The organism is Rhizobium aureum (assembly GCF_030182495.1).
Classification (GTDB): Bacteria; Pseudomonadota; Alphaproteobacteria; order Rhizobiales; family Rhizobiaceae; genus Rhizobium; species Rhizobium tropici_C.
Map to the genome: position 1 here is coordinate 149495 of NZ_JAQJCI010000005.1, position 21065 is coordinate 170559.

Consider the following 21065-nt stretch of genomic DNA (forward strand, 5'->3'; position numbering starts at 1 on the left):
CGCCACAGCATCGTTGAATGCCACGTCAGCCTCCGTAAATCGCGGCGTTCAACTCGCGAATGGCGCTGGCCGTGCGTGGTCCGAAGCCGAGCAGGTACAGGCCGTCCATGCGAACGATCGCTTTGCGGCCGGCGGCCGGCGTCAGTGAAATGGCCGGCTGCTTCAGCAGGTCCTCATCCGATATCGACAGAGGCCCTTCGCGATCCATGATGAGGATGACGTCGGGCTTGGCTTCGATGATCGCTTCGTCCGTCACCGACTTGTAACCGGAAAAGCCGCTGATCGCATTGACGGCGCCGGTGAGTTTGATGATGCCATCGGCGGCCGTGTTGCTACCGGATGCGAGGATCTTGCCATTCTGATTGCTGAGCACGAAGAGCACGCGCTTGCGCTCGTCCTCCGGACGCTTGGCGGAGTCAGCGATTGCCGCATCGAGATCGGCCGCAACCTTGTCTTCCAGTGCCTTCGCCTTTTCCGGTACGCCGAGCAGTGCGCCGACGGTCTCTATCTTCTTCAGAATGCCGTCACGGTCATAGTGCTGCGGCACGGTTTCGAAGGGCAGGCTGGCATTGCGCAGCACGGCCAGGGCTTCCGGCGGGCCGGAACCCTCGACGGCGATGATGGCGGTCGGATTGACGGCGAGGATGCCTTCTGGAGACAGGGCACGCATATAGCCGACATCGGGAAGCTTGGTCGCTTCTTTCGGATAGAGGCTGGTGGAATCGCGGGCGATGAGCCGCTTTTCCTCGCCGAGCGCATAGACGATCTCCGTGATATCACCGCCGATGGAAACGAGGCGCGACGTATCCGGCTTGGGCGTTTCGGCCGCATGCGCCTGGCGCACCAGGCTGCCGAAGCTGGAGATCGGATTGGCCGGCACGAGCGGCAGGGCCATCACCACCATGGTGAGTGCGACCTCCCACAGCCTGATGCGCTTCAAGTTCTTAAACATCGTCATGGACCATCTCTCACGCGGCAACGCTGGTGCCTGATCTCGTCAGGCTCTCCAGGATGGCGCGCCAATCGGGGCGCTCATCGAAGCCTTCTTTCCGCTTGCCGAAGAACTGGATAATCATCTCGCCTTGGGCGTTGTAGGCCTCGAGCGAGGTGACATGGCCGTCCTTGGTCGGCTTGCGCACCACCCATGCCTCGGCGATGTGATCCAGCCGCAGGTGCAGATGGAAGGTCGGGTCCATGACGTTGATCCAGGGACCCATGGTCTGCACGTTGAAGATCGGGCCGGAATGGATCTGCACAGTGCCCTCGTTGGCCACGAAGCACATGATCGGCAGCCCCTCGCGCACGCAGGCGTGCATCATCTCGGCGACAGCGCCGGTATCCAGCTTCCATGCATAATCGTCGCCGACGGTGCGGATTGCGTCCTGACGGCCGATCTTCAGCTTCTTCAGCATGCCGAAGAATTCGTGCGTGTCGGTCATCCGGCTCCAGTGGTCGCGCAGTTCGTCGCGGGTGACATCGCCATCCGTCGCGCCGCTGTCATAGCCCGAGCGGTCTTCAATGAATTCCTGCGACTGGTCCTCGATGCGCAGTTCGGCGACCATGGTGTGATAGGCTTCAACATTCGAGGCGGGGCGCAGATGCACCTTGTGGACGGCATCGCCGGCCTTGTCGAAGAACTGCAGGCTCAGTTTTTTCTGATCGCCATCGGTCTTGGTGACGGCAAAACCATGCACCCAGCGCTTCGGGAAGATGCGCAGGTCGATATTTTCCCCAAGCACGATGGCCGCCTGCGCGCCGAATTTCATGTTTTCATAGACGCCGATTTTCTCATGCACGGCGCTTTCATTGCGCGACAGCGCCATGATCTCGCCGAGCGAGGCGATCCGCTCCAAAAAGCGATCGACATTGGCGTCGATGCGGATGGCGGAAATGCCGACTTCCGCTGCAACCAGAGCAGCTTCGGAAATATCGAGGCGGGCAGCGATGTCGCGCTCGCGCATCTTCGGGTTTTCGGCGCGGAAGGCCCGGATTTCGGCAGGGGTCGGTCGGGTCGTATCAGTCATCTGTCATGCCTATTTGTTGAGTATGAGTTTGCCTTGGCGCGTAATCTTCATGCGGTAGATGACGCCCTCGTGCCTGATCATGATTTCGGTCTGGCCCCGGAAAATATCCGTGCTCTCGACAATTCTTACCTGCGGTGCGGCCATGCACTGCACCGGCGGCGTAGGGGGCTTCTCAGCAATCATCCTGTTTAGTTTTGCCTGAAAATTCATCGGGGGCCGAACCGTCGTGCGACCAAATTTATCTTGACTCTCATACTCATGGTTTCATAAACACGCAATAGGAGACTGACAAAGTCAAGTTTAAAAATTTCGACGCTACACGCGAGGGCCGTCGGCCCGGAGGTAAGCGTCAAAACATATTCAGGAGGCATGCCGATGCTGACGAAAACGATCCTGGCGCTCGCTATCTCGGGGCTGTTTGCCGCGGCATCCTCCATTCCCGCATCCGCCCAGGATGCGAATGCGGCAGCGGCGCCTGCATCGGCAGCTCCGGCCGCCGCACACAAGCTCGACGTCGAGCTCAATGCACTGGCGCCTTCGCAGAAGGGGTGCATGATGACCTTCGTCGCCGAAAACGACATGGCGACGCCAATCAGCAAGATTTCCTTCGAACTCGCCTTCTTCAACGACAAGAACGCGGTCGATCGCGTTACCGTTCTCGATTTTCGCGACCTGCCGCTCGGCAAGAAGCGAGTACGGCAATTCGATATGCCCGGCGTGAAGTGCGAGACCGTATCGCGCATCATCATCAATGATACGCCGGTCTGTGATGGCCCGGCAGCCGGCGAATGCAAGGCGGCGCTGACCACCCGTTCCCAGACATCAGTTCCCTTCGAGGGCTGAAGCCATGGCGACACGCTCGGCCAGGGTTTCCATGGAACGCCGCGGCAACGGCGGCTTGAATGACAACCATCCGAGTATGCTGCCGGGCCACGAGCTGACCGGCCTTGAGGGCACGCCGCGACCGCCGGCCGGCGAAGCAGTGGCGCATTACAGTCGATTTAGTGAGATCAGTTCCTTTCCGGATCATCCAGGCGAAGCCGCGCCCGTCGAGACGGCGGAGCACCTGCCGATGGACGCGCTGCCCGAAAGGCCGCGCGACGTTGTTGCCGGGCATAGGACGTCACTGCTTTTCTCCGGTATGGGGTCCTGCCTGTTTCATGCCGCGATCGTTGCCGTGGTGTTGCTGACCTTCGTGGCGGCGCCGGAAGAGGCGCAGGAGGAAGCCGGCGACACTGTCAGCGTCATCATGATCGGCAATTCCGATACCGATCAGATGGCCGCCGGCGAGGAGACGCCGCAGAGCGAACCGGAACAGGTGACGGCCGAGGCCGTGCAGCCGCAAACGGTTCAGCCAAGCGAGGTAGCGCCGGAAGAGACTCAGCCACCGCAGCCGGACGTCGTTCAGCCACAGGAAGTCGAGACGCAGCAGGTGCAAAGTGTTGAACCTGTCGAGCAGGCTCAACCAATGACAGTCGTGCCGGAGCAGCCGCAGATATTGGCGACGCAGGCACCGGCCGAGACGACGGTGGTTCAGCCCGCCGAACCGGTGCAGCCCATGGAGACTGAGGTCGTCGAAGCCCAGCCGGTAGAGCCGCCCACGGCAGTGGCAACGCCTGTAGAAAAACCGAAGCCAATCGAGAAGCCGAAGGAAATCAAGAGGCCGGTTGCAAAGGTCGCCAAGGCAAAGTCGGGGTCACGAGGGGAGAGCCGGGAGGATACCAAGCGAGGCTCTGCCGATGGTGTCGAGACCGCACAGTCCGACGCAAGTTCGCAAGTAAATGCTCGCCGCACGGGTTCGGGTGATGCCGCTGTCGCAAACTATAAAGGCAAAGTGCAATCTCGTATTCGGCGCTATGTTCAACGGGTCTCCTCGAAATATGAAAAGGGCCTGACACTCGTTATAAACTTGACGATTGGTTCCGGTGGCGAGCTTCGTTCTCTTTCCGTGGCACGTAGCTCCGGAGACTCCGGATTGGATCAGGCCGTGATGGAGCAGATCCGGAATGCGGCGCCATTTCCACCGTTGCCTTCGGAGTGGGGCAGGCCGACCTGGCCGTTCATGCAAGCGGTTCAGGTCGGCGGGCGCTAGCCCTTGCGCCGGCACTGCTTTAAAATATGATGAAAATTCTCAACTTTATACTTTACTGCAAAAATCAAGTTTAATATGGTCGCCATCGCGCTCGATGGAGTCGAGGGCATAAGAGCAACCAGCAAGCGGGTGATGCATGGCGCGTAAGGGGAAGAAGGATTCTGGCCGCGAGAGCCGTGAGGCGCAGACAACGGCACCGGTTTCCGGAAAATCCACTCTCGATGGACGCAGCTTCCTCTATGTGGGTGGGCGCGATTGCCAGGTGGCGCATCTGCGAGAGATCGCCAGCAGCTTCGGCGCCGAGCTGATCCATCATGATGGCGGCCTGCGCGAAGCGGTATCGCGGATCGATACCGTGCTGCCATCGGTCGACTGTGTGTTCTGCCCGATCGATTGCATCAGCCACGACGCCTGCCTGCGGGTGAAGACGGGCTGCAAGAAATTCGGCAAGGCGTTTATCCCTTTGCGCAATGGCAGCAAGTCGAGCCTCGAGCGAGCGCTGCAGACCATGAACGAACGAGATGCTTCCCGATGATCGATCATGGCCCTGACGGGTTTCTGCTGATCGGCCTGCACAAGCTGGCCGCACAGAACGGCGATGGCCTGGTGCCCGAACTCTATGAATTGCTGATGCGCCGCGCCGAGGAACAACGGCGGGCCGCCAATGTCGCGACATTTCCAGCCTGGAGGACGCGGCCGCCGGGAGAGGCGCCGGAGCAGCCGCTCGATGAAGCAAGCCGCAATGGCGCAAATGTCGTTGCCTTTGCGCCTGCCGTAGATAAGACTGTAGGCCATCGCAAGAAGGTCTGATCGTCGAACGAGGTTGCCATGTATATCGCCATGAACCGCTTCAAGGTCGTCATCGGTTTGGAGGGCGAATTCGAAGAGGTTTGGAGAGGCCGCGATTCACGATTATCGGAAGTCCCAGGTTTTCTCGAATTCCGCCTATTGCGCGGAAAATCGAGCGTGGAGGAGGGCTATACGTTGTTTTCCTCGCACACGACCTGGCACAGCGAAGAGGCGTTTCTGAATTGGACGAAATCCGAGCATTTTCGCATGGCCCACCGCAACGCGGCCGATAACAAGCGGCTCTATTGGGGGCCGCCGCAATTCGAAGGTTTTGCTGTCGTGCCGGGGATTTGAGGCAGCGTCACCTACCTCGGCAAGATAGGTCTCTCTCAGGCCTTGGTCGCACCGGTTCTGAAGAAAGCGCCGAGCGCTACCGCCGCCCATCCGGCGATCATACCCATTCCACCTGTCGGTGCAGCCATCGGAAAGAGCGAGCCACCGCCGAAATGCCTGTTGACGAGATCACCGGCGAAAACCAGCGTTCCCAACCCTAGCAGGATAGCTGCCGCCGGCGCCGTGCGGATACGATCATAGCCGGCATAGAGCGCCAGAAGGGCAGGGGCGTGGGCAAGGCTCATGGTGGAAGCCGCGCCGAGGAAATGCGTGTCGCCACCATGGGTCGCGGCTGCGGCAAGCGCCACACCGCCGCCGCCGAGAATGCCGGCGATAAACAGGGTGACCGGACGGATTATGGCGCCGATTCTCATGTTTTCCTCATTCCCTGTTCTGCATGTGGAAAGCCAGACGCTCAACCGGTTCCCAGATGATAGCCCGCAGCTTTTCATTCTCGATGGTTTCATCCATAGCCCGGCGGAAGCATAGCAGCCATTCATCGCGCTCCTTCGGGCCGATGGCGGCAACGAAGTGGCGACTGCGCAGGCGAGGATGGCCGCGCTTCTCGATATAGAGCTGCGGCCCGCCGAGATAGCCGGTCAGATATTCGTAGAATTTTTCCTGCGAGCCTTCGAGGCTCGGCGGATGCACGGCACGGCAATTGGCCGCCTCCGGCAGCGTATCCATCAGTTCGTAAAAGCGCGCAGTCAGCGCCCGTACGGTTCGGTCGCCGCCGATCGCTTCGTAAAGTGTGATGGTTTCTTCGCTCAAGCCCAGGCCCCTGTTTGCGATGTCTACATGGCAATTGACGGGCGAAGTCGCAACCTCGGAATGGCTGTGCGGCGTTTCGGCGCTGCCTTATCTTTCGGTCGTCAGATGAAATGCATCGCTTTCCCCGGGGATGAGCTCGAGCGGCCACACCGTTTGGCGTGTCTTCCTGGGGTATTCCTGACTATAGGCGGGCATGCTGGAAAGCAGGATTTCCGCCAGTTCGACGCCAAGATCGTGCACGGACGTGCGAAAGCAGGTCAGCGCCGGCTGCAGGAATTTGGCGCGCGGCGCCTCACGGAAGCTGACGACCGCAATATCGCGCCCAGGGATGATGCCGGCTTCCATCACGCGCCGATAGAAGCCGATCGCCATCAATTCGTAGATCAGGATCACGGCGGTCGGCCTGTCTTGCAGCTCCAGCAGTTCGTCGCCAACCTGGTAACCACCCTGTTCGCTCGATTTGGCGCGAAGGACCAGAGCAGGATCATAAGGGATGCCGTGCCGCTCCAGCGCCCGGCGATAGCCTTCCACGAAGATGAAACCGAGATTGATATCGCTTGCCGGCGCGCTGATGGCAATGCGGCGATGTCCGTGTGCGACGAGCCGGTCGACGGCCGCATTGGCGACGCCGGCAAAATCGAGGTCGGCCCAGGCATGCTGCGCGCCGGAAAGACTGCGGCCAAGCGCTGCAAACGGGATCTTTGCCTTGGCGAGCAGATCGAAGCGCTTGTCGACGCGCTGCGTTTCCGAAATGATCATCGCATCGGCAATACGCCGCGCCACCATACGCTTCAGATATTCATAAGGGTCTTCGTCATGTGGACACGGGAGCATGATCAAATCGAGGTTATGCCGCGAGAAAACGCTCTGCAGCCCGCCCGTCACGGTCAGGAAGAAGTTGTCGCTGTTTTCAACCGTTTCCCGGCTTGACTGGATCATCAGGCCGATGACGTTCGTCGTACCCTGCCGCAGGCTGCGTCCGGATTGGTTGGCGACATAGCCGAGCTGCTCGGCGGCGGCGAGAACGCGCTTGCGGGTCTCCTCGTTGACATCGGGCTTGCCGTTCAATGCGCGTGATACCGTGCCGATCGAGATATCGAGATGCTCGGCAAGCTGACGAATTCCCTTCATCGGCCGCAGTTTTCCTCCATGCGCCACTTTCCAGAGTCCTCCTCTATTGACACAGGAAAATCTTTTCGCATAGTATCGTAAACGTTTACGGAGCGCGTGTCATGAGGGGTAATGCACGGCCCGCAGGAGGACATCGTGAAATTTAATGCCATTTTGTGCGGGTGCGGAGCTATGTCCAAGGGCTGGCTCAGGGCCATCACCTCGACACCGGCGCTTGCCGAATCCATTCAGATCGTCGGTCTGGTCGATCTCAATCGAGCGACCGCTGAAAATCTTGCGAAAGAATTCTCTCTCGATCATGCCGTCATCGGCTCCGATCTCGCCGAGGTCATTGCAGCGACCAAGGCGGACTTGGTCTTCGACGTCGTTATTCCGGCCGCTCGTTTCGGCGTGGTTTCGACGGCGCTGAAGGCCGGCTGTCACGTCTTGAGCGAAAAGCCGATGGCTACGTCGCTCGCCGAGGGCGCAGCGCTGATCGATCTCGCCGCTGAGGCCGGCAAGGTTCATGCCATCATTCAGAATCGTCGCTTTATCTCCGGAATCCGTCGCCTGCGACGCTTTGTGGAGGAGGGGGCGATCGGCGAGCTGACGGGCGTTCATTGCGATTTCTTCCTGGGTCCGCATTTCGGTGGCTTCCGCGAGGAAATGGACAATGTGCTGCTGCTCGATATGGCGATCCATACCTTCGATGCCGCTCGCTTCGTGTCCGGCAAGGTGCCGCTCTCGGTCTATTGCCTTGAAAAGAACCCGGTAGGCTCCTGGTACAAGCATGGCGCATCGGCGCATGCGCTCTTCGATTTTTCCGACGACGTCGTCTTCAGCTATCGCGGCTCCTGGTGTGCCGAGGGCCGGCGCACGAGCTGGGAAAGTGAGTGGCGGCTCACCGGCAGCAAGGGCATGCTGACCTGGGATGGCGAGGAGAATTTCGAGGCCGCTGTCGCCGGCAACGAGCCGGGCCTGCTGCATGGATTCACTCCGATCGAGGTTCCCGGACCTAGGCACGAGGAGGAGACGCACGGCCATGCCAGCGTCATCGCCTCCTTCATCCAAGCGATCAAGACCGGCAAGCCGCCTGAGACCGCAAGCCATGACAACATTCGCAGCCTCGCCATGGTTTTGGGCGCCATCGAGAGCGCCAAGACCGGCCGGCGCGTCGACATTTCAGCACAAGGATAATGACATCATGACAAATCCGGCAAAGGCCATCCGCATCGGCACGATGATCAGGGCGACGAACGAGGATGCCGCCCAAAACATCGCCAAGATCGCCGATCTGGGCTTCGAAAGTTTCGAGCCGTTCTTCTGGCAGAGCACCAACGGCCAGAACCTTGCGGAACTCGGCAAGCGTTGCCGCGAGGCCATCGGCGACCGCGACATCACGATCTCGACTCTCGGCATGTTCGGCAATCCGCTCGAAGAGCGTGAGATGGACCTGCAGACGCTGCAGGGCTGGAAGGACTGCATCGACAACGCCCATCATTTCGGCGCGACCTGCGTCGCCGGCTTCACCGGCCGTATCCGCAACCAGCCGCTCACAGACAGCCTGCCGCGCTACAAGCAGGTCTGGAGCGAGCTTGCCAAGCGTGCGGCCGACAAGGGCATCAAGATCGCCTTCGAAAATTGCGCCATGGACGGCAACTGGGCGACCGGCGATTGGAACATCGCGCATAATCCGGATGCCTGGGAGCTGATGTTCAACGAGACCCCGGACGACAATCTCGGCCTGGAGTGGGAGCCGTGCCATCAGATGGTCTATCTGATCGAGCCGCTGCCGCAGATCCGCAAGTGGGCGAAAAAGATTTTCCACGTTCACGGCAAGGATGCGACCATCCGCTGGGATGTCATCAAGGAGCACGGCATCTTCGGCAAGGAGAAGTTCGTCTTCATGCGCACGCCGGGCTTTGGCGACAGCAACTGGACCGACATCATTTCCGAGCTGCGTCTCGCCGGCTGGTCCGGTTCGATCGACATCGAAGGCTGGCATGATCCCGTCTATCGCGATGCGCTGGAAATGACTGGCCAGGTTCATGGCCTGAACTATCTCAAGGCAAGCCGGGGTGGGGACTTCGTCGAGTAATGCATGCATTTGCAAAACTGCATCGATTTAAGAGGCAAGTTGTGCGTTAATGAAATGTCCTGAGTGATCGACGCTTAGGGCATGACGGGATACCCCAACGGAGGAACTGTCGAGCGTCCGCACCTTGTCCCTTGGGATAGGCGGGCGCTTGGTGCAGGCGAGAGGAAAACGCCGATGGCAGCGCGGGCCATGTCATCGGATAGATACCGTCACGGTTCGCATGGTGGAGGAGAATGTATGAATATTTTTTCGAAGCTGGCGATCTCCGCCGGCATGTCGCTTCTGCTTGCCGCCGGTGTGGCGCAGGCCCAGAGCAAGACATTTAACGTCTGGTGGTTCGAACTGCCGGATACTTCGCAGGCCAAGGCATGGACCAAGGCGCTCGAAGAGCTGAAAGCCAAGCATCCCGACGTTACGATCAATTTCGAACAGAAGACTTTCGAGCAATTGCAGAAGGCAGGCAGCCTCATTCTCAATTCGGATCAGGCGCCTGATATCCTGGAATACAACAAGGGCAATGCCACGGCTGGCCTCGTCGCCTCGCAGGGCCTGCTGACGCCGCTCGACGATCAATTCAAATCGCGCGGATGGGACAAGATCCTCAACGAAACCAATAGCCAGCTCAGCAAATATGATGGCAACGGCATCTACGGCTCCGGTCCGATTGTCGGCATCCCGGTCTATGGCGAATTCGTTTCGGTTTTCTACAATATCGACATGTTCCAGGCCAACGGCGTGAAAGTGCCGACCACGCTGGACGAGTTCGAAGCCGCGCTGGACACTTTCAAGAAGAAGGGCATTACGCCGCTTGCCTATGGTACGGTGGATTCCAACGCGCAGCATCTGGTCTATACGCTGGCCCTGACGCAAGCCGACGACACCTGGGTCAAGAATTATCAGGGGCTCAAGGCACCGCTCGATACCAAACCCTTCCTGTTTGCCGCTCAGAAGATCGCCGACTGGGTGAGCAAGGGTTATATTTCGAAGGACTCGACCGGCCTGAAGGGTACCGGCGGCGCCGACAATCTCTTCTCGTCCGGCACAGCTCCGATGTTCGTCAGCGGCACCTGGAACAACGGCAATTTCGCAAGTTCGATCAAGAACTTCAAGTGGAGCCAGTTCATCTTCCCGACCCCGAAGTACAGCGTGGGTTCGACCGGCAACCTGTTCATGGTGCCGAAGAGCGCCAAGAACAAGGATCTCTCCTACGAGTTCATCGATCTCGTCCTGAGCAAGGAAAACCAGAACCTGCAGGCCAATCTCGGTGGCGTTGCCATTGCCGCCGATCCGGCCTCGGTCACCGATGAGGTCGGCAAGCGTAATGTCGAGCTCTTCAACCAGATCTCCAGCAAGGGCGGCCTCGGCTTCTATCCGGACTGGCCGGTACCTGGCTACTACGAACTGCTGATCCAGGCGACCACGGGTCTGGTCAACGGTTCGACCACGCCGGATCAGTTCGCGGAGCGTCTGAAGAAGGCCTATGACGACGTGCAGGCGGCGCAGTAACACCATCGGCGACAATCACAACGGCAAGACGGCTTTCATGCCGCCTTGCCGTATCGGACTGGAGGATTTCGATGGATAAGTCGAAGAGCGCCGGCAGGGCGGGGTACTATTTCTATATGATCCCCGGCGTGCTGGGGTTTGTTCTTGTCGTGCTCGTTCCGCTGATTGCCAATTTCGCCATCAGCTTCACGACATGGAAGGGCGGCGTCATTCCGCCGCGATATGTTGGCTTTGAGAATTACCAGCGGCTGCTTCACGATGCGGCTTTCTGGGGTTCCATCCAGCATACGCTGCTGTTCATCATCTCGATGACGATCGTGCCCATCATATTGGGGCTGGTGCTGGCGGCGGTGCTGTTCGATTATATCAGTGCACAATTCAGCCAGACATGGTCGAGCTTCTTTCGCGCAGGCTTCTACCTGCCGCAGATCCTGCCGCTGACCGCAGCCGGCGTATTGTGGGCATGGATTCTCAACCCCATCGGCATCATCAATGCGGTGCTCAAGGCAATCGGCCTCGATTTCATGGCGAAGAACTGGCTGGGAGATGCCACTTATGCGCTGTGGGCGGTTTCGGCCGTCATCGTCTGGGTTCAGGTGGGCTATTGCCTGGTCGTGTTCATGTCCGGATTGGCTCGCGTCGATCCTTCGCTCTACGAGGCCGCCGAGCTCGACAATGCGAGCTGGTTCGCGCGTTTCCGCGCCATCACAATCCCGATGCTGATGCCTGAAATTTTCGTCGTCGCGCTGACGACGCTGATTGCAGCCCTCAAGGTCTTTGCGCCGATCTATGTTCTGACGTCAGGCGGACCGGACAATGCGACAACGGTTCCATCCTATCTGTCATATTACCATTTCTTCACGACGAACCGCGTCGGATATGCGGCAGCCATCGCGACGCTGCAGACAGTCATGACCATCATACTCGGCATCCTCTTCCTGCGTATGCAGTCGAAGCAGGCCGAAGGAGGGCATTGAGATGGCAACGGCATCCTCGATTTCCACACATATCGCTTCGACGGAGCATCGCGTAAGAAGGGGCTTCGGCCGCTGGGTCGTTCTGGGCATTCTGCTGGTTTTCCTTGCTGGCACGCTCTTTCCGTTCTTTCTCGCGGCAGTCAACGCCATCAAGACGCCCTCCGACTATGCCGCCAACGGTCCGCTTGCTCTTCCGCACAGCTTCGATCTGACGGCACTCAAGAACTTCTGGGCGACCGTCGATTTCCCCCGGAAGCTCTTCAACAGTATTCTCATCAGCGGATGCACCGCCATTCTGGCCGTCGTCCTCAGTCTCCTGAATGCCTATGCCATCGGCATAGGACGCGTTAGAGGCGGGCAAGGGCTTCTCGTCCTGCTGCTGATATCCATTATGGCGCCGCAGGAGGCATTGGTCTATCCGCTCTACTATATGTCAAAGCAGGTCGGCCTGTTCGACTCGATGCTCTCGGTTATCCTGATCATCGGCGTGCTGCATACCGCATTCGGAACCTATCTTCTGTCTTCGGTGCTGGCGACCTTCCCGCGCGAGATCATCGAGGCTGCGCAGATCGACAATGCGACGCGGTGGCAGATTCTCTGGATGGTGATCGTGCCGGTGCTGCGCCCGACGCTCGCAGTGCTTGCGACCTTCTTCTTCATCTGGACGTGGAACGAATTCCTGATCCCGCTTGTGTTTCTGGTCTCCAACAACAATCAAACCATCTCGGTTGCCATGGGCGTGCTGACAGGCGCCAATACGCAGGATCCGACCGCGATTGCGGCGGCTTCTCTGCTTGGCATAACGCCGACGATCATCTTCTTCCTTATTTTCCAACGGACGCTGACGCGCGGTGTCGCGGTAGGTGCCGTCAAATAACCAATGCGGAAGCCCCGTTCGGCGAAAGCCGCCGGGCGGGCGCGACGAATGGCAAGTTCGATAAGTTCGATTTTCCGCAGGAGGCGTAAAGTGGCAGGTATCAATATCAAATCCCTCACCAAGCATTTCGGTGCCGTGCAGGTTCTGAACGACATCGATCTGACGATCGAGCGCGGCGAGTTCGTCGTCTTCCTCGGCGGCTCGGGCTGCGGCAAGTCGACCTTGCTGCGCATGATTGCAGGTCTCGAGACGATCACCAGCGGGGAGATCTGGATCGGCGGAAAGCGGGTCGACCAGCTGCCGCCCGGCGAGCGCGGCGTATCGATGGTCTTCCAATCCTATGCGCTCTATCCGCACATGACCGTTCGAGACAACATGTCCTTCGGCTTGAAAAATATCAAAACGCCCAAGCATGAGATCGCAAGACGCATCGAAGAAGCGGCAAAGATCCTGGAAATGCCGCACCTTCTTGATCGCAAGCCCTCGGCACTCTCCGGCGGCCAGCGCCAGCGTGTCGCGATCGGCCGCGCCATCGTGCGCGAGCCTGACGTCTTCCTTTTCGACGAGCCGCTCTCCAACCTCGATGCCGGCCTGCGCACGCGTACGCGCGTCGAGTTGGCGCAGCTGCATGAGCGATTGGGCGCGACCATGGTCTTCGTCACCCATGACCAGGTGGAGGCGATGACGCTTGCCGACCGTATCGTGCTCTTGAACAACAAGAAGATCGAGCAAGTGGCGACTCCGGTCGAGATCTATACGCGCCCGGCGACGCGTTACGTCGCCCAGTTCGTTGGATCGCCGGGTATGAACTTCATCAATATAGCAGAAGTTGGCGAGGCAGGCGGGCTGGCGACTGCGAGGTTGCCGGATGGTTCGATCATCAAGACGGCTGTTGCGCTCAATGGCCTTTCGAATTCCGGACTGACGCTCGGCATCCGTCCGGAGCATCTGGTCGTTACGACGGCGGAGAAGGGCGATATCGGGGGGCAGGTCGAGACCATCGAACGCCTGGGCGACCGTTCGCTCGTTCACGTCCGGCTCAAGGACGGTTCGAAGATCATCGGCACGGATCCTGGCATGACGACGATCACGACCGGCTCGCCGATCGCCTTCACCGTCGATGCCGCAAAGGTAAGCATCTTCGATGAGAATGATGCGGCCCATCATTCCGTAAACTAAGGGAGGGAGGAACACAAACGTTCGATAAGGTTCAGAGGCAATCAAGTCGGCCGTTGACGAAACCGTCCAACTGGTATGTTATATCGCCATGTCCACCGCGCACCACAGAAAGAAGCAGCCCTTGTTCGTTCGCCAGCAGTTGCTGGAGGTCGCGGCGCGTCTTGCCTCCGAAAAGGGGATGACGGCGGTGACGCTGGACGCCGTTTCCGGAGCGTCCGGGGTCAGCAAGGGCGGTTTGCTGCATCATTTTCCCAGCAAGAACATGCTGCTGGAAGCGCTGTTCGACAGCCTGCTGGAGCGGCTGGATGCGGCAATCGAGGAAGCGATGCGCGCCGATCCGTTGCCGCATGGCCGCTTTACCCGCGGCTACCTGCATGCCTGCCTGGCGCTGCGCGATCAGCCCGAAGGTGCGAAGGACTGGGCGCAGGTGACGATGGTGCTGCTGACCGAGCCGCAATTGCGGCAGCGGTGGCACGCATGGGTGCGCGAACGCAGTGAGGAATATATCGGTACGGATTCCTCGGTGGACGCGGCAATCGTCAGACTGGCGGCCGATGGGATCTGGCTCGCCGACCTGCTTGGCAGCCACGACATGGACGAAAGCGCCCGTCAGAAGCTGATCAACCGGCTGATCGAGCTGACCCAGCTCTAACCTTATCGGAGACAATGGAATGGCGAACGCATCCGTGTATGCAATGCTGCTGGTCGCGATCGTGCTGGAGGTGGTCGGCACGACGGCATTGCAGATGTCGCAGCAGTTCACCCGCCTCGGCCCGACGGTGGTTCTGGTGATCTGCTATACGGCCGCCTTCTATTGTCTTTCGGTGACGTTGCGCGTCATCCCGGTTGGCATTGCCTACGCCATATGGAGCGCGCTCGGTATCGTGCTGATTTCGATGGTGGGGGTCGTGCTTTTCCGCCAGAAACTTGACCTTGCCGCTGTCATTGGCCTGGGTCTGATCATTGCCGGCGTACTCGTCGTCAATCTCTTTTCAAAATCCGTGTCGCACTGAAAACACAGGTGTTGTCTATGGTCGTTTTTGTCTTTGTCAAATTCACGGGGAGGCTTTATCTCTTGCCGCGGGCGGGCTGATGGAGGCTTGAAGTACGGCGCTTTCCCAAAGCGCTTTGGATTGCATAAACCCATTCAATTTCTATGGTATAAGAGGAGTGCCGAAATGACTATTCGTGCCGTCGTTTGGGGCGAGAACATTCATGAGCAGACAAACAAGGTCGTTGCCGAGATCTATCCGGAGGGCATGCACAATACCATCGCCAAGGCATTGAACGCCGACGCCGGTATCGAAGCGTCCACTGCAACGCTGCAGGAGCCGGAGCATGGCCTCAGCGAAGCCCGTCTGAAAGATACCGATGTCCTTTTGTGGTGGGGCCACAAGGATCATGGCGCCGTCAAGGACGAAGTCGTCGAGCGTGTGGCAAAGCGGGTGTGGGAGGGCATGGGCCTCATCGTTCTGCATTCCGGCCATTTCTCCAAAGTCTTCAAGCGCCTGATGGGTACGCCCTGCGCGCTGAAGTGGCGCGAAGCCGGTGAGCGTGAGCGCCTCTGGGTCATCAATCCCCGCCACCCGATCGCAGCCGGTCTTGACGAGCATTTCGAGCTTGAGAATGAGGAAATGTACGGCGAACAATTCTCCGTTCCGGAACCGCTGGAAACCGTGTTCATCTCCTGGTTCCAGGGCGGCGAAGTCTTCCGGTCTGGCATGACCTGGCGCCGCGGCGCCGGCAACATCTTCTATTTCCGCCCGGGTCACGAAACCTATCCGACCTATCACAACGGCACGGTTCAGAAAGTCCTGATCAATTCCGTGAAGTGGGCCTACAACCCACTCGGCACCCAGGCCAGCATCCATGATGCGCCGAACGTACCGGTCGAAAAAGCACTGGAGCCGATCGTCGAACGCGGCCCGAAACTGCACCAGGCCGGCGAAGCCGGTTATCGCTGAGGTATCATATGCGTCTCATAGTAGTTGGCACGGGCGGCATGGCGAAGAACCATGTGGAGCATTTCGCCCGTATTCCTGGCGTCGAAATCGTCGGCGCCGTCGATACGGATGCGACGAGGCTCACCGCCTTTTGCGATACGTTCGATATCGAGAAGCGCTTTTTGTCGCTGGACGAGGCGCTTGCCTGGGGCGAATTCGATGCGGCGACCAATGTCACGCCGGATAAGGCTCACCATCCGACGACCCTGCCACTGCTTGCCGCCGGCAAGCATGTTCTCTGCGAGAAGCCGCTCGCGGAGAATTATCAAAAGGCGCTCGAGATGACGGAAGCCGCCGAAAGGGCAGGGGTCATCAACATGGTCAACCTGACCTATCGCAATGTCGCGCAACTGCAAAAAGCCCGAGAGATGGTGATCTCCGGCGAGATCGGCACGGTCAAGCACGTGGAGGCATCCTATCTGCAGAGCTGGCTCGTCTCCAAGGCCTGGGGGGACTGGCGCAGTGAATCCAAATGGCTCTGGCGGCTGTCGACCGGGCATGGCTCGAACGGCGTACTCGGCGATATCGGCATCCATATCCTCGATTTCGCCGCTTATGGCGCCGCGACGGATATCGATCACGTCTTCGCCCGTCTGAAGACCTTCGAGAAAGCGCCCGGTGAACGTATCGGCGAATATACGCTTGATGCGAACGACAGCTTCTCGATGGCGGTCGATTTTGCCAACGGTGCGCTCGGCGTCGTGCATGCGAGCCGCTGGGCGACAGGGCATCTAAATGAGTTGAAGCTGCGCATCTATGGCGAGCGCGGCGGCCTGGAAGTCTCCCATAGCCCGAACGGTTCCGAATTGCGCGGCTGCCTTGGCGATGACACCGAAACGGCCACGTGGAGGGTGCTTGAAGTGCAGCCGGTCCTGACCAATTATCAACGCTTCGCTGAAGCTGTCATGATCGGCAGCAGCCAGGACCCGAGCTTCCGCCATGCGGCCAACTTGCAGCGCGTGCTGGATCTTGCCATGGTGACGGAAGTCGAACGGCGCGAACTGAAGGTCTGATGGCGCTGCAGCAGTTTAATATGCAATAGTCCATCTTCAGGCCAAGCCTTGGGAGTGCGTGCATGTCTACCGAGGAAAAAGTTGCCAGCCACTATACGCATGGATCGCTGGAAACGGCGATCCTGCAAACGCTTGCTGCCGAGGGCAAGGATATCGACAACCTGCGCATCCGCGATCTGACCGATATCGATGAATTCCATCTGGGGCGGCACGCTGCGACAGTTGATTTCGCAAGGGATCTCGAACTTTCCGCCGGCCTGCGACTTGCCGATATCGGATCGGGGCTCGGCGGGCCTGGCCGCCATTTTGCCGATTCCTATGGATGCATCGTCTCGGGAATCGATCTCACCGAAGAATTCGTTCAGGTCGCCAATTCGCTGACGGCCCGCTGCGGTCTCAAGGATCTGGTTTCCTTTCGGCAGGGCAGCGCGTTGGCATTGCCTTTCGAGAGCGGCAGTTTCGACCGGGCGACGCTCATCCATGTCGGCATGAATATCGAGGACAAGGCTCGGCTGTTTTCCGAGATCAGGCGCATTCTCAAGCCCGGTGGCCGTTTCGGGCTTTATGAGATCATGCAGATGCGGGAGGGAACGCTGCCCTATCCGATGCCCTGGGCGATGGAACCGGAAACGAGTTTCGTCCGCAGCCCCGATGTCTATCGCTATCTGCTTGACGAAGCCGGCTTCACGGTCGAGCTCGAGCAGGACCGCAGCGCTCTCGCAATCCGATTGGCACATGAAGCGCGCGCCAGGGCGGCTGCGGCCGGCGGTGTGCGAGACCAGGGTGTCCGTACGCTGATGGGTCCGCGGGCTGGCGAGCGCATGAGCAACGTCAACGTGTCGGTCGAGGGCGGCCTGCTTGCGCCGATCGAGATGATTGCCAAAGCCATTTGAGGCCATTGTGCCGGATGCGGTTCGCCACGGTCCATTGACAGCGGCGGGCCTGTGTCTGTATGGAAAATATAACGGTAATGGATTTCTGCCGGGCCATGGTGGCCGAACCGCTGCTCTGATTTCTCCAGGGAAGCTGATGACTCCTACTCAACGCGCCTGAGAGGCGAAGGAGTAGAGTCGTGCCTGTCTTTCTACCGTTATCCCATTCGTGTCATTTATCCACCGTCCCCGCGGGGCCATCCGCCGGCTTTGCGGGAGGGGCAAACTGATGTCCGCCTCCGCCTATTTTCATCATCGCTTTCAGCAGTTTCGCAGCCTGTTCAAATGGATAGTTCTGGTCGTACCGATGGCGGTCGTCGTCGGCTCGCTTTGCGCTCTGTTTCTCTGGAGCCTGGACAAGGCGACGGCCGCGCGTTTCGACCATCCCTGGCTGATCTTCCTGATGCCGGTTGCCGGCTTCCTGATGGTGCTGGTCTATCAGCACTTCGGCCGCGGATCGGAAGGCGGCAACAATCTGATCGTCGATCAGATCCATGAGCCCGGCGGCGGCGTGCCGCTGCGCATGGCGCCCTTCATCCTGGTTTCGACGGTTCTGACGCATCTGGTCGGCGGTTCGGCGGGACGCGAGGGGACAGCCGTGCAGCTCGGCGGCAGCATTGCCAGCGCCTTTGCGAGGGTTTTCCGGCTCAGTCATGCCGAGATCCGCATCCTCCTCATGGCGGGCATCGCTGCGGGCTTCGGCGCGGTCTTCGGCACGCCGATCGCTGGTGCCGTCTTCGCTCTCGAAGTCCTGACGATCGGGCGAATACAATATGAGGCGCTGATCCCGAGCCTTGCGGCGGCGATCATAGCCGATTGGACCTGCCATGCCTGGGGCATCGAGCACATCCAGTATCAGATCGGCTATCTCGCCGGCACGCCAGCCGGCACCTTCCATCTCGATGCACTGCTGCTCGTCAAGGCCGGCATCGCCGGCGTGATCTTTGGCCTGATGGCGCGCTCGTTCAGCGAGGTCTCGCATCGGGCGTCCGCGGCATTCAAGCGGCTCTGCGCTTACGCGCCGCTCAGGCCTGTCATCGCCAGTGCGATCTTGATCGGTCTCGTCTATCTGCTTGGCACGCGGCAATATCTCGGGCTTGGCGTCTGGTCGCCCAACCCTGACGATGCGACGATCCTCGGCTTCTTCGATCCTGCCCGTGTGGATTACTGGAGCTGGTTCTGGAAGGCGGTCTTCACGATCGTGACACTCAGTGCCGGCTTCAAGGGCGGGGAGGTGACGCCTTTGTTCTTCATCGGTGCCGCGCTCGGTAATGCGCTTGCCGTCATTCTCGGTGCCCCGGCCGATCTCTTTGCCGGGTTGGGCTTTGTTGCCGTTTTTGCCGGTGCCACCAACACGCCGCTTGCCTGCATGATCATGGGCATCGAGCTCTTCGGCGCGACGCATACGGTCTATCTCGCCGTGGCATGCTTCCTTGCCTATATCTGCAGCGGCCATACCAGCATCTATCTGTCGCAGCGGCTCGGCATCGCCAAAGGTGCTTCCGATAACATCCCGGCCGATACACCGCTTCGCCATATTCGCGAGAGCGGCTTGAAGACGCGGCGGGAAAATGCCCATAAGGTCGGAAAGGTTTGACGCAAGGACGGCGGAGGTTGTCGTGCTCTATCTTGTCGTGTTTCTCGGTGCCGGATTGGGCGGCGCGTTCCGCCTTGGTATCAATGAGCTCGTTGCCCGCCTGCTTGGGGTCGAATTTCCATTCGGCACGTTGATCATCAATGTGCTTGGTGCCTTCATCATGGGGCTGCTGACGGAGTATTTCGCTTTTCGCGGCGGTATGTCGCAGGAGATGCGGTTGTTTCTAACAACAGGCCTTCTGGGTGGGTTCACGACGTTTTCGACCTTTGCGCTGGAGAGCGTCATGCTCTGGGAGCGCGGCCAATGGATGCCGGCCATCGCCTATATCGGCCTGTCCGTTTTCCTGTCGATCGGGGCTCTGATGGCAGGACTTGCAATTGTCCGGCTAATAATTCAGGTTCAAACGGCATAGTGATTGGGCGTCGGCAGATTTCGCCGCATTTTTGCCGATTCCGAGGTGAATCCCTCTTGAGAATCGCAGAGGTTCATTCCACGACAAACCACCGTTTGTTGCGAACGGACTCTCTTGCGAAATTCGACTAATCAACTCATATAATCGCCTATTAAGATCACCGCATAACACAAGGAGTCGGGCGTCGATCAGGATAAGCACCGGCAAAGCATTCCCAATGACAAGCCTGTTCTCGCTCCGGGATTCGCATGCGGACTCCCCGGGCAACCTCCTCCCGGACCGCACCGCCCCAAAAGACAGACATGACGGAGAGTCCCTTGAGCGCACCTGCTCCCACTTCCAACCAATCTTCTGCTCCGGAACAGACCTTCGGCACCGCCGGCATCGCGCCGATGGACCGTCCGAGCGCCATGACCCGCTTTTTTATGAGCATCGTTGCCTGGGCCGAAAGCCTCAACCTGAAATATGCCAAGCTCGGCAATCCGCCGGTCTATGACACCGCGACCTTCCCCTGGGCGGCCGAGATCGAGAAGGATTATCCGGCCATCCGCGCAGAGCTCGAAAAGGTGCTGCTGCGCCAGAGCGAGCTGCCGACCTTCCAGGACATCTCCACCGACGTGAAGACCATTTCGACCGATACGCGCTGGAAGACGTTCTTCCTTCTCGGTTTCGGCGTGAAGTCCGAGCAGAACATCAAGGCGTGCCCGAATACCTGGGCGGCCGTGCAGAAGATTCCCGGCCTGACGACGGCGATGTTCTCGATCTTCGAGCCGGGCAAACATCTGCCTGCGCATCGCGGCCCCTATAATGGCGTGCTGCGCCTGCATCTCGGCCTCATCGTGCCGGAGCCGAATGACAAGCTCGCCATTCGCGTCGACAAGCAGGTTTGCCACTGGCAGGAAGGCAAGGCGCTGATCTTCGACGACGCCTATGAGCATGAAGCCTGGAACCATACCGACAAGACCCGCGTGGTGCTCTTCGTCGATTTCGTCAAGCCGCTGAAATTCCCGGCCCGCTTCATCAACTGGGCTCTGATGAACCTGGCGATCTTCACGCCCTTCATCAAGGAAGGTCTCGACAACCACAAGGAATGGGAAAAGAAGTTCTACGCCGAAGCCGAGGCGTTTAGAAACCGCCCGAAACCCTGATTTTATCGACTGTTTAGCTTCATAAACCCCGGTCTCTCTGAGGGAGCCCGGGGTTTTGTTTTATTCAGTCACGCGCAAGCGCTGAAGTGCGGCAAATCGGCGATGTTGCGTTCGTCGTTCTGAAGGCTTCGAGGCGCCAGGGGA

At 59.4% G+C, this 21065-nt stretch carries 25 protein-coding genes and 1 riboswitch; of the genes, 19 read left to right on the forward strand and 6 right to left on the reverse strand.

The features are described from left to right. Positions 1 to 25: 25 nt before the first annotated feature. Genes PH552_RS14820 through hemP form a run of 3 tightly spaced genes read right to left on the reverse strand, consistent with a single transcriptional unit; the run spans position 26 to position 2207 of the window. Positions 26 to 958 (reverse strand): heme/hemin ABC transporter substrate-binding protein, encoded by a 933-nt coding sequence (locus tag PH552_RS14820; protein WP_112340408.1) that lies wholly within the window; start codon positions 956 to 958, stop codon positions 26 to 28. Positions 959 to 968: 10 nt separating this feature from the next. Continuing rightward, positions 969 to 2024: a hemin-degrading factor gene (locus PH552_RS14825; protein ID WP_112340407.1), complete on the reverse strand. Its 1056-nt coding sequence runs from the start codon at positions 2022 to 2024 to the stop codon at positions 969 to 971. 9 nt (positions 2025 to 2033) lie between these two features. After that, a complete protein-coding gene (gene hemP / locus PH552_RS33755; RefSeq protein ID WP_112340564.1) occupies positions 2034 to 2207 on the reverse strand; it encodes a hemin uptake protein HemP in 174 nt (57 codons plus the stop codon). A gap of 192 nt (positions 2208 to 2399) precedes the next feature. Here hemP and PH552_RS14835 point away from each other — a divergent pair, with 192 nt between their 5' ends. The 5 genes from PH552_RS14835 (at position 2400) to hmuQ (ending at position 5259) form a co-directional block, all read left to right on the forward strand. Beyond that, positions 2400 to 2867, forward strand: a complete 468-nt coding sequence (locus PH552_RS14835; RefSeq protein WP_112340406.1) for a hypothetical protein — start codon at positions 2400 to 2402, stop codon at positions 2865 to 2867. A gap of 4 nt (positions 2868 to 2871) precedes the next feature. After that, positions 2872 to 4116 (forward strand): energy transducer TonB, encoded by a 1245-nt coding sequence (locus PH552_RS14840; RefSeq protein WP_169645321.1) that lies wholly within the window; start codon positions 2872 to 2874, stop codon positions 4114 to 4116. Positions 4117 to 4252: 136 nt separating this feature from the next. Then, on the forward strand, positions 4253 to 4651 hold the full coding sequence (locus tag PH552_RS14845; protein WP_112340405.1) for a DUF2325 domain-containing protein: 399 nt from the start codon (positions 4253 to 4255) through the stop codon (positions 4649 to 4651). Then, positions 4648 to 4926: a hypothetical protein gene (locus tag PH552_RS14850; RefSeq protein ID WP_112340404.1), complete on the forward strand. Its 279-nt coding sequence runs from the start codon at positions 4648 to 4650 to the stop codon at positions 4924 to 4926. Before PH552_RS14845 ends, PH552_RS14850 begins: the two co-directional genes overlap by 4 nt. Before the next feature lie 18 nt (positions 4927 to 4944). Next, complete coding sequence (hmuQ, locus tag PH552_RS14855) at positions 4945 to 5259, forward strand: heme-degrading protein HmuQ (protein WP_112340403.1); 315 nt, start codon at positions 4945 to 4947, stop codon at positions 5257 to 5259. A gap of 35 nt (positions 5260 to 5294) precedes the next feature. Here the strand turns inward: hmuQ and PH552_RS14860 are convergent, their stop codons facing one another. The 3 genes from PH552_RS14860 to PH552_RS14870 form a co-directional block, all read right to left on the reverse strand. Beyond that, positions 5295 to 5672 (reverse strand): DUF423 domain-containing protein, encoded by a 378-nt coding sequence (locus PH552_RS14860; RefSeq protein WP_112340402.1) that lies wholly within the window; start codon positions 5670 to 5672, stop codon positions 5295 to 5297. 7 nt (positions 5673 to 5679) lie between these two features. Next, a complete protein-coding gene (locus tag PH552_RS14865; protein WP_092711997.1) occupies positions 5680 to 6069 on the reverse strand; it encodes a group II truncated hemoglobin in 390 nt (129 codons plus the stop codon). Positions 6070 to 6156: 87 nt separating this feature from the next. Next, complete coding sequence (locus PH552_RS14870; RefSeq protein WP_112340401.1) at positions 6157 to 7200, reverse strand: substrate-binding domain-containing protein; 1044 nt, start codon at positions 7198 to 7200, stop codon at positions 6157 to 6159. 135 nt (positions 7201 to 7335) lie between these two features. On the opposite strand from PH552_RS14870, the gene PH552_RS14875 reads away from it, so the two are divergent. The 14 genes from PH552_RS14875 to olsC all read left to right on the forward strand — a co-directional run bounded on the left by PH552_RS14875 (position 7336) and on the right by olsC (position 20921). Beyond that, positions 7336 to 8376 (forward strand): Gfo/Idh/MocA family protein, encoded by a 1041-nt coding sequence (locus tag PH552_RS14875; RefSeq protein ID WP_183762910.1) that lies wholly within the window; start codon positions 7336 to 7338, stop codon positions 8374 to 8376. Positions 8377 to 8383: 7 nt separating this feature from the next. Then, on the forward strand, positions 8384 to 9277 hold the full coding sequence (locus PH552_RS14880; protein ID WP_069611663.1) for a sugar phosphate isomerase/epimerase family protein: 894 nt from the start codon (positions 8384 to 8386) through the stop codon (positions 9275 to 9277). A 237-nt stretch (positions 9278 to 9514) separates the two neighbouring features. After that, positions 9515 to 10783 (forward strand): ABC transporter substrate-binding protein, encoded by a 1269-nt coding sequence (locus tag PH552_RS14885; protein WP_183762913.1) that lies wholly within the window; start codon positions 9515 to 9517, stop codon positions 10781 to 10783. A 71-nt stretch (positions 10784 to 10854) separates the two neighbouring features. After that, entirely contained in the window at positions 10855 to 11760 is a 906-nt protein-coding gene (locus PH552_RS14890) for a carbohydrate ABC transporter permease (RefSeq protein ID WP_183762916.1), read from the forward strand. 1 nt (position 11761) lies between these two features. Beyond that, positions 11762 to 12637 carry a carbohydrate ABC transporter permease gene (locus PH552_RS14895; protein ID WP_112340397.1) on the forward strand — a complete coding sequence of 292 codons (876 nt, stop codon included), beginning with the start codon at positions 11762 to 11764 and terminating at the stop codon, positions 12635 to 12637. Positions 12638 to 12727: 90 nt separating this feature from the next. After that, the gene (locus PH552_RS14900; protein WP_112340396.1) at positions 12728 to 13816 is read left to right on the forward strand and encodes an ABC transporter ATP-binding protein; all 1089 of its coding nucleotides are present in this window, start codon (positions 12728 to 12730) and stop codon (positions 13814 to 13816) included. Between the two features lie 88 nt (positions 13817 to 13904). After that, entirely contained in the window at positions 13905 to 14468 is a 564-nt protein-coding gene (locus PH552_RS14905; protein ID WP_183762919.1) for a TetR/AcrR family transcriptional regulator, read from the forward strand. A 19-nt stretch (positions 14469 to 14487) separates the two neighbouring features. Next, on the forward strand, positions 14488 to 14829 hold the full coding sequence (locus tag PH552_RS14910) for an SMR family transporter (protein WP_112340394.1): 342 nt from the start codon (positions 14488 to 14490) through the stop codon (positions 14827 to 14829). A 165-nt stretch (positions 14830 to 14994) separates the two neighbouring features. Continuing rightward, positions 14995 to 15780, forward strand: a complete 786-nt coding sequence (locus PH552_RS14915) for a ThuA domain-containing protein (RefSeq protein WP_183762922.1) — start codon at positions 14995 to 14997, stop codon at positions 15778 to 15780. Between the two features lie 8 nt (positions 15781 to 15788). Beyond that, the gene (locus tag PH552_RS14920; protein WP_112340392.1) at positions 15789 to 16832 is read left to right on the forward strand and encodes a Gfo/Idh/MocA family protein; all 1044 of its coding nucleotides are present in this window, start codon (positions 15789 to 15791) and stop codon (positions 16830 to 16832) included. A gap of 62 nt (positions 16833 to 16894) precedes the next feature. Further along, positions 16895 to 17725, forward strand: coding sequence for a class I SAM-dependent methyltransferase (locus tag PH552_RS14925; protein WP_112340391.1), 831 nt, complete (start codon positions 16895 to 16897; stop codon positions 17723 to 17725). A gap of 64 nt (positions 17726 to 17789) precedes the next feature. Then, positions 17790 to 17878, forward strand: a riboswitch (Fluoride riboswitch). A 115-nt stretch (positions 17879 to 17993) separates the two neighbouring features. Next, positions 17994 to 19361, forward strand: coding sequence for a voltage-gated chloride channel family protein (locus tag PH552_RS14930; protein ID WP_112340390.1), 1368 nt, complete (start codon positions 17994 to 17996; stop codon positions 19359 to 19361). 22 nt (positions 19362 to 19383) lie between these two features. Continuing rightward, complete coding sequence (gene crcB / locus PH552_RS14935) at positions 19384 to 19773, forward strand: fluoride efflux transporter CrcB (RefSeq protein WP_112340389.1); 390 nt, start codon at positions 19384 to 19386, stop codon at positions 19771 to 19773. A 302-nt stretch (positions 19774 to 20075) separates the two neighbouring features. Then, a complete protein-coding gene (olsC, locus tag PH552_RS14940; protein WP_112340388.1) occupies positions 20076 to 20921 on the forward strand; it encodes an ornithine lipid ester-linked acyl 2-hydroxylase OlsC in 846 nt (281 codons plus the stop codon). Positions 20922 to 21065 lie beyond the last annotated feature (144 nt).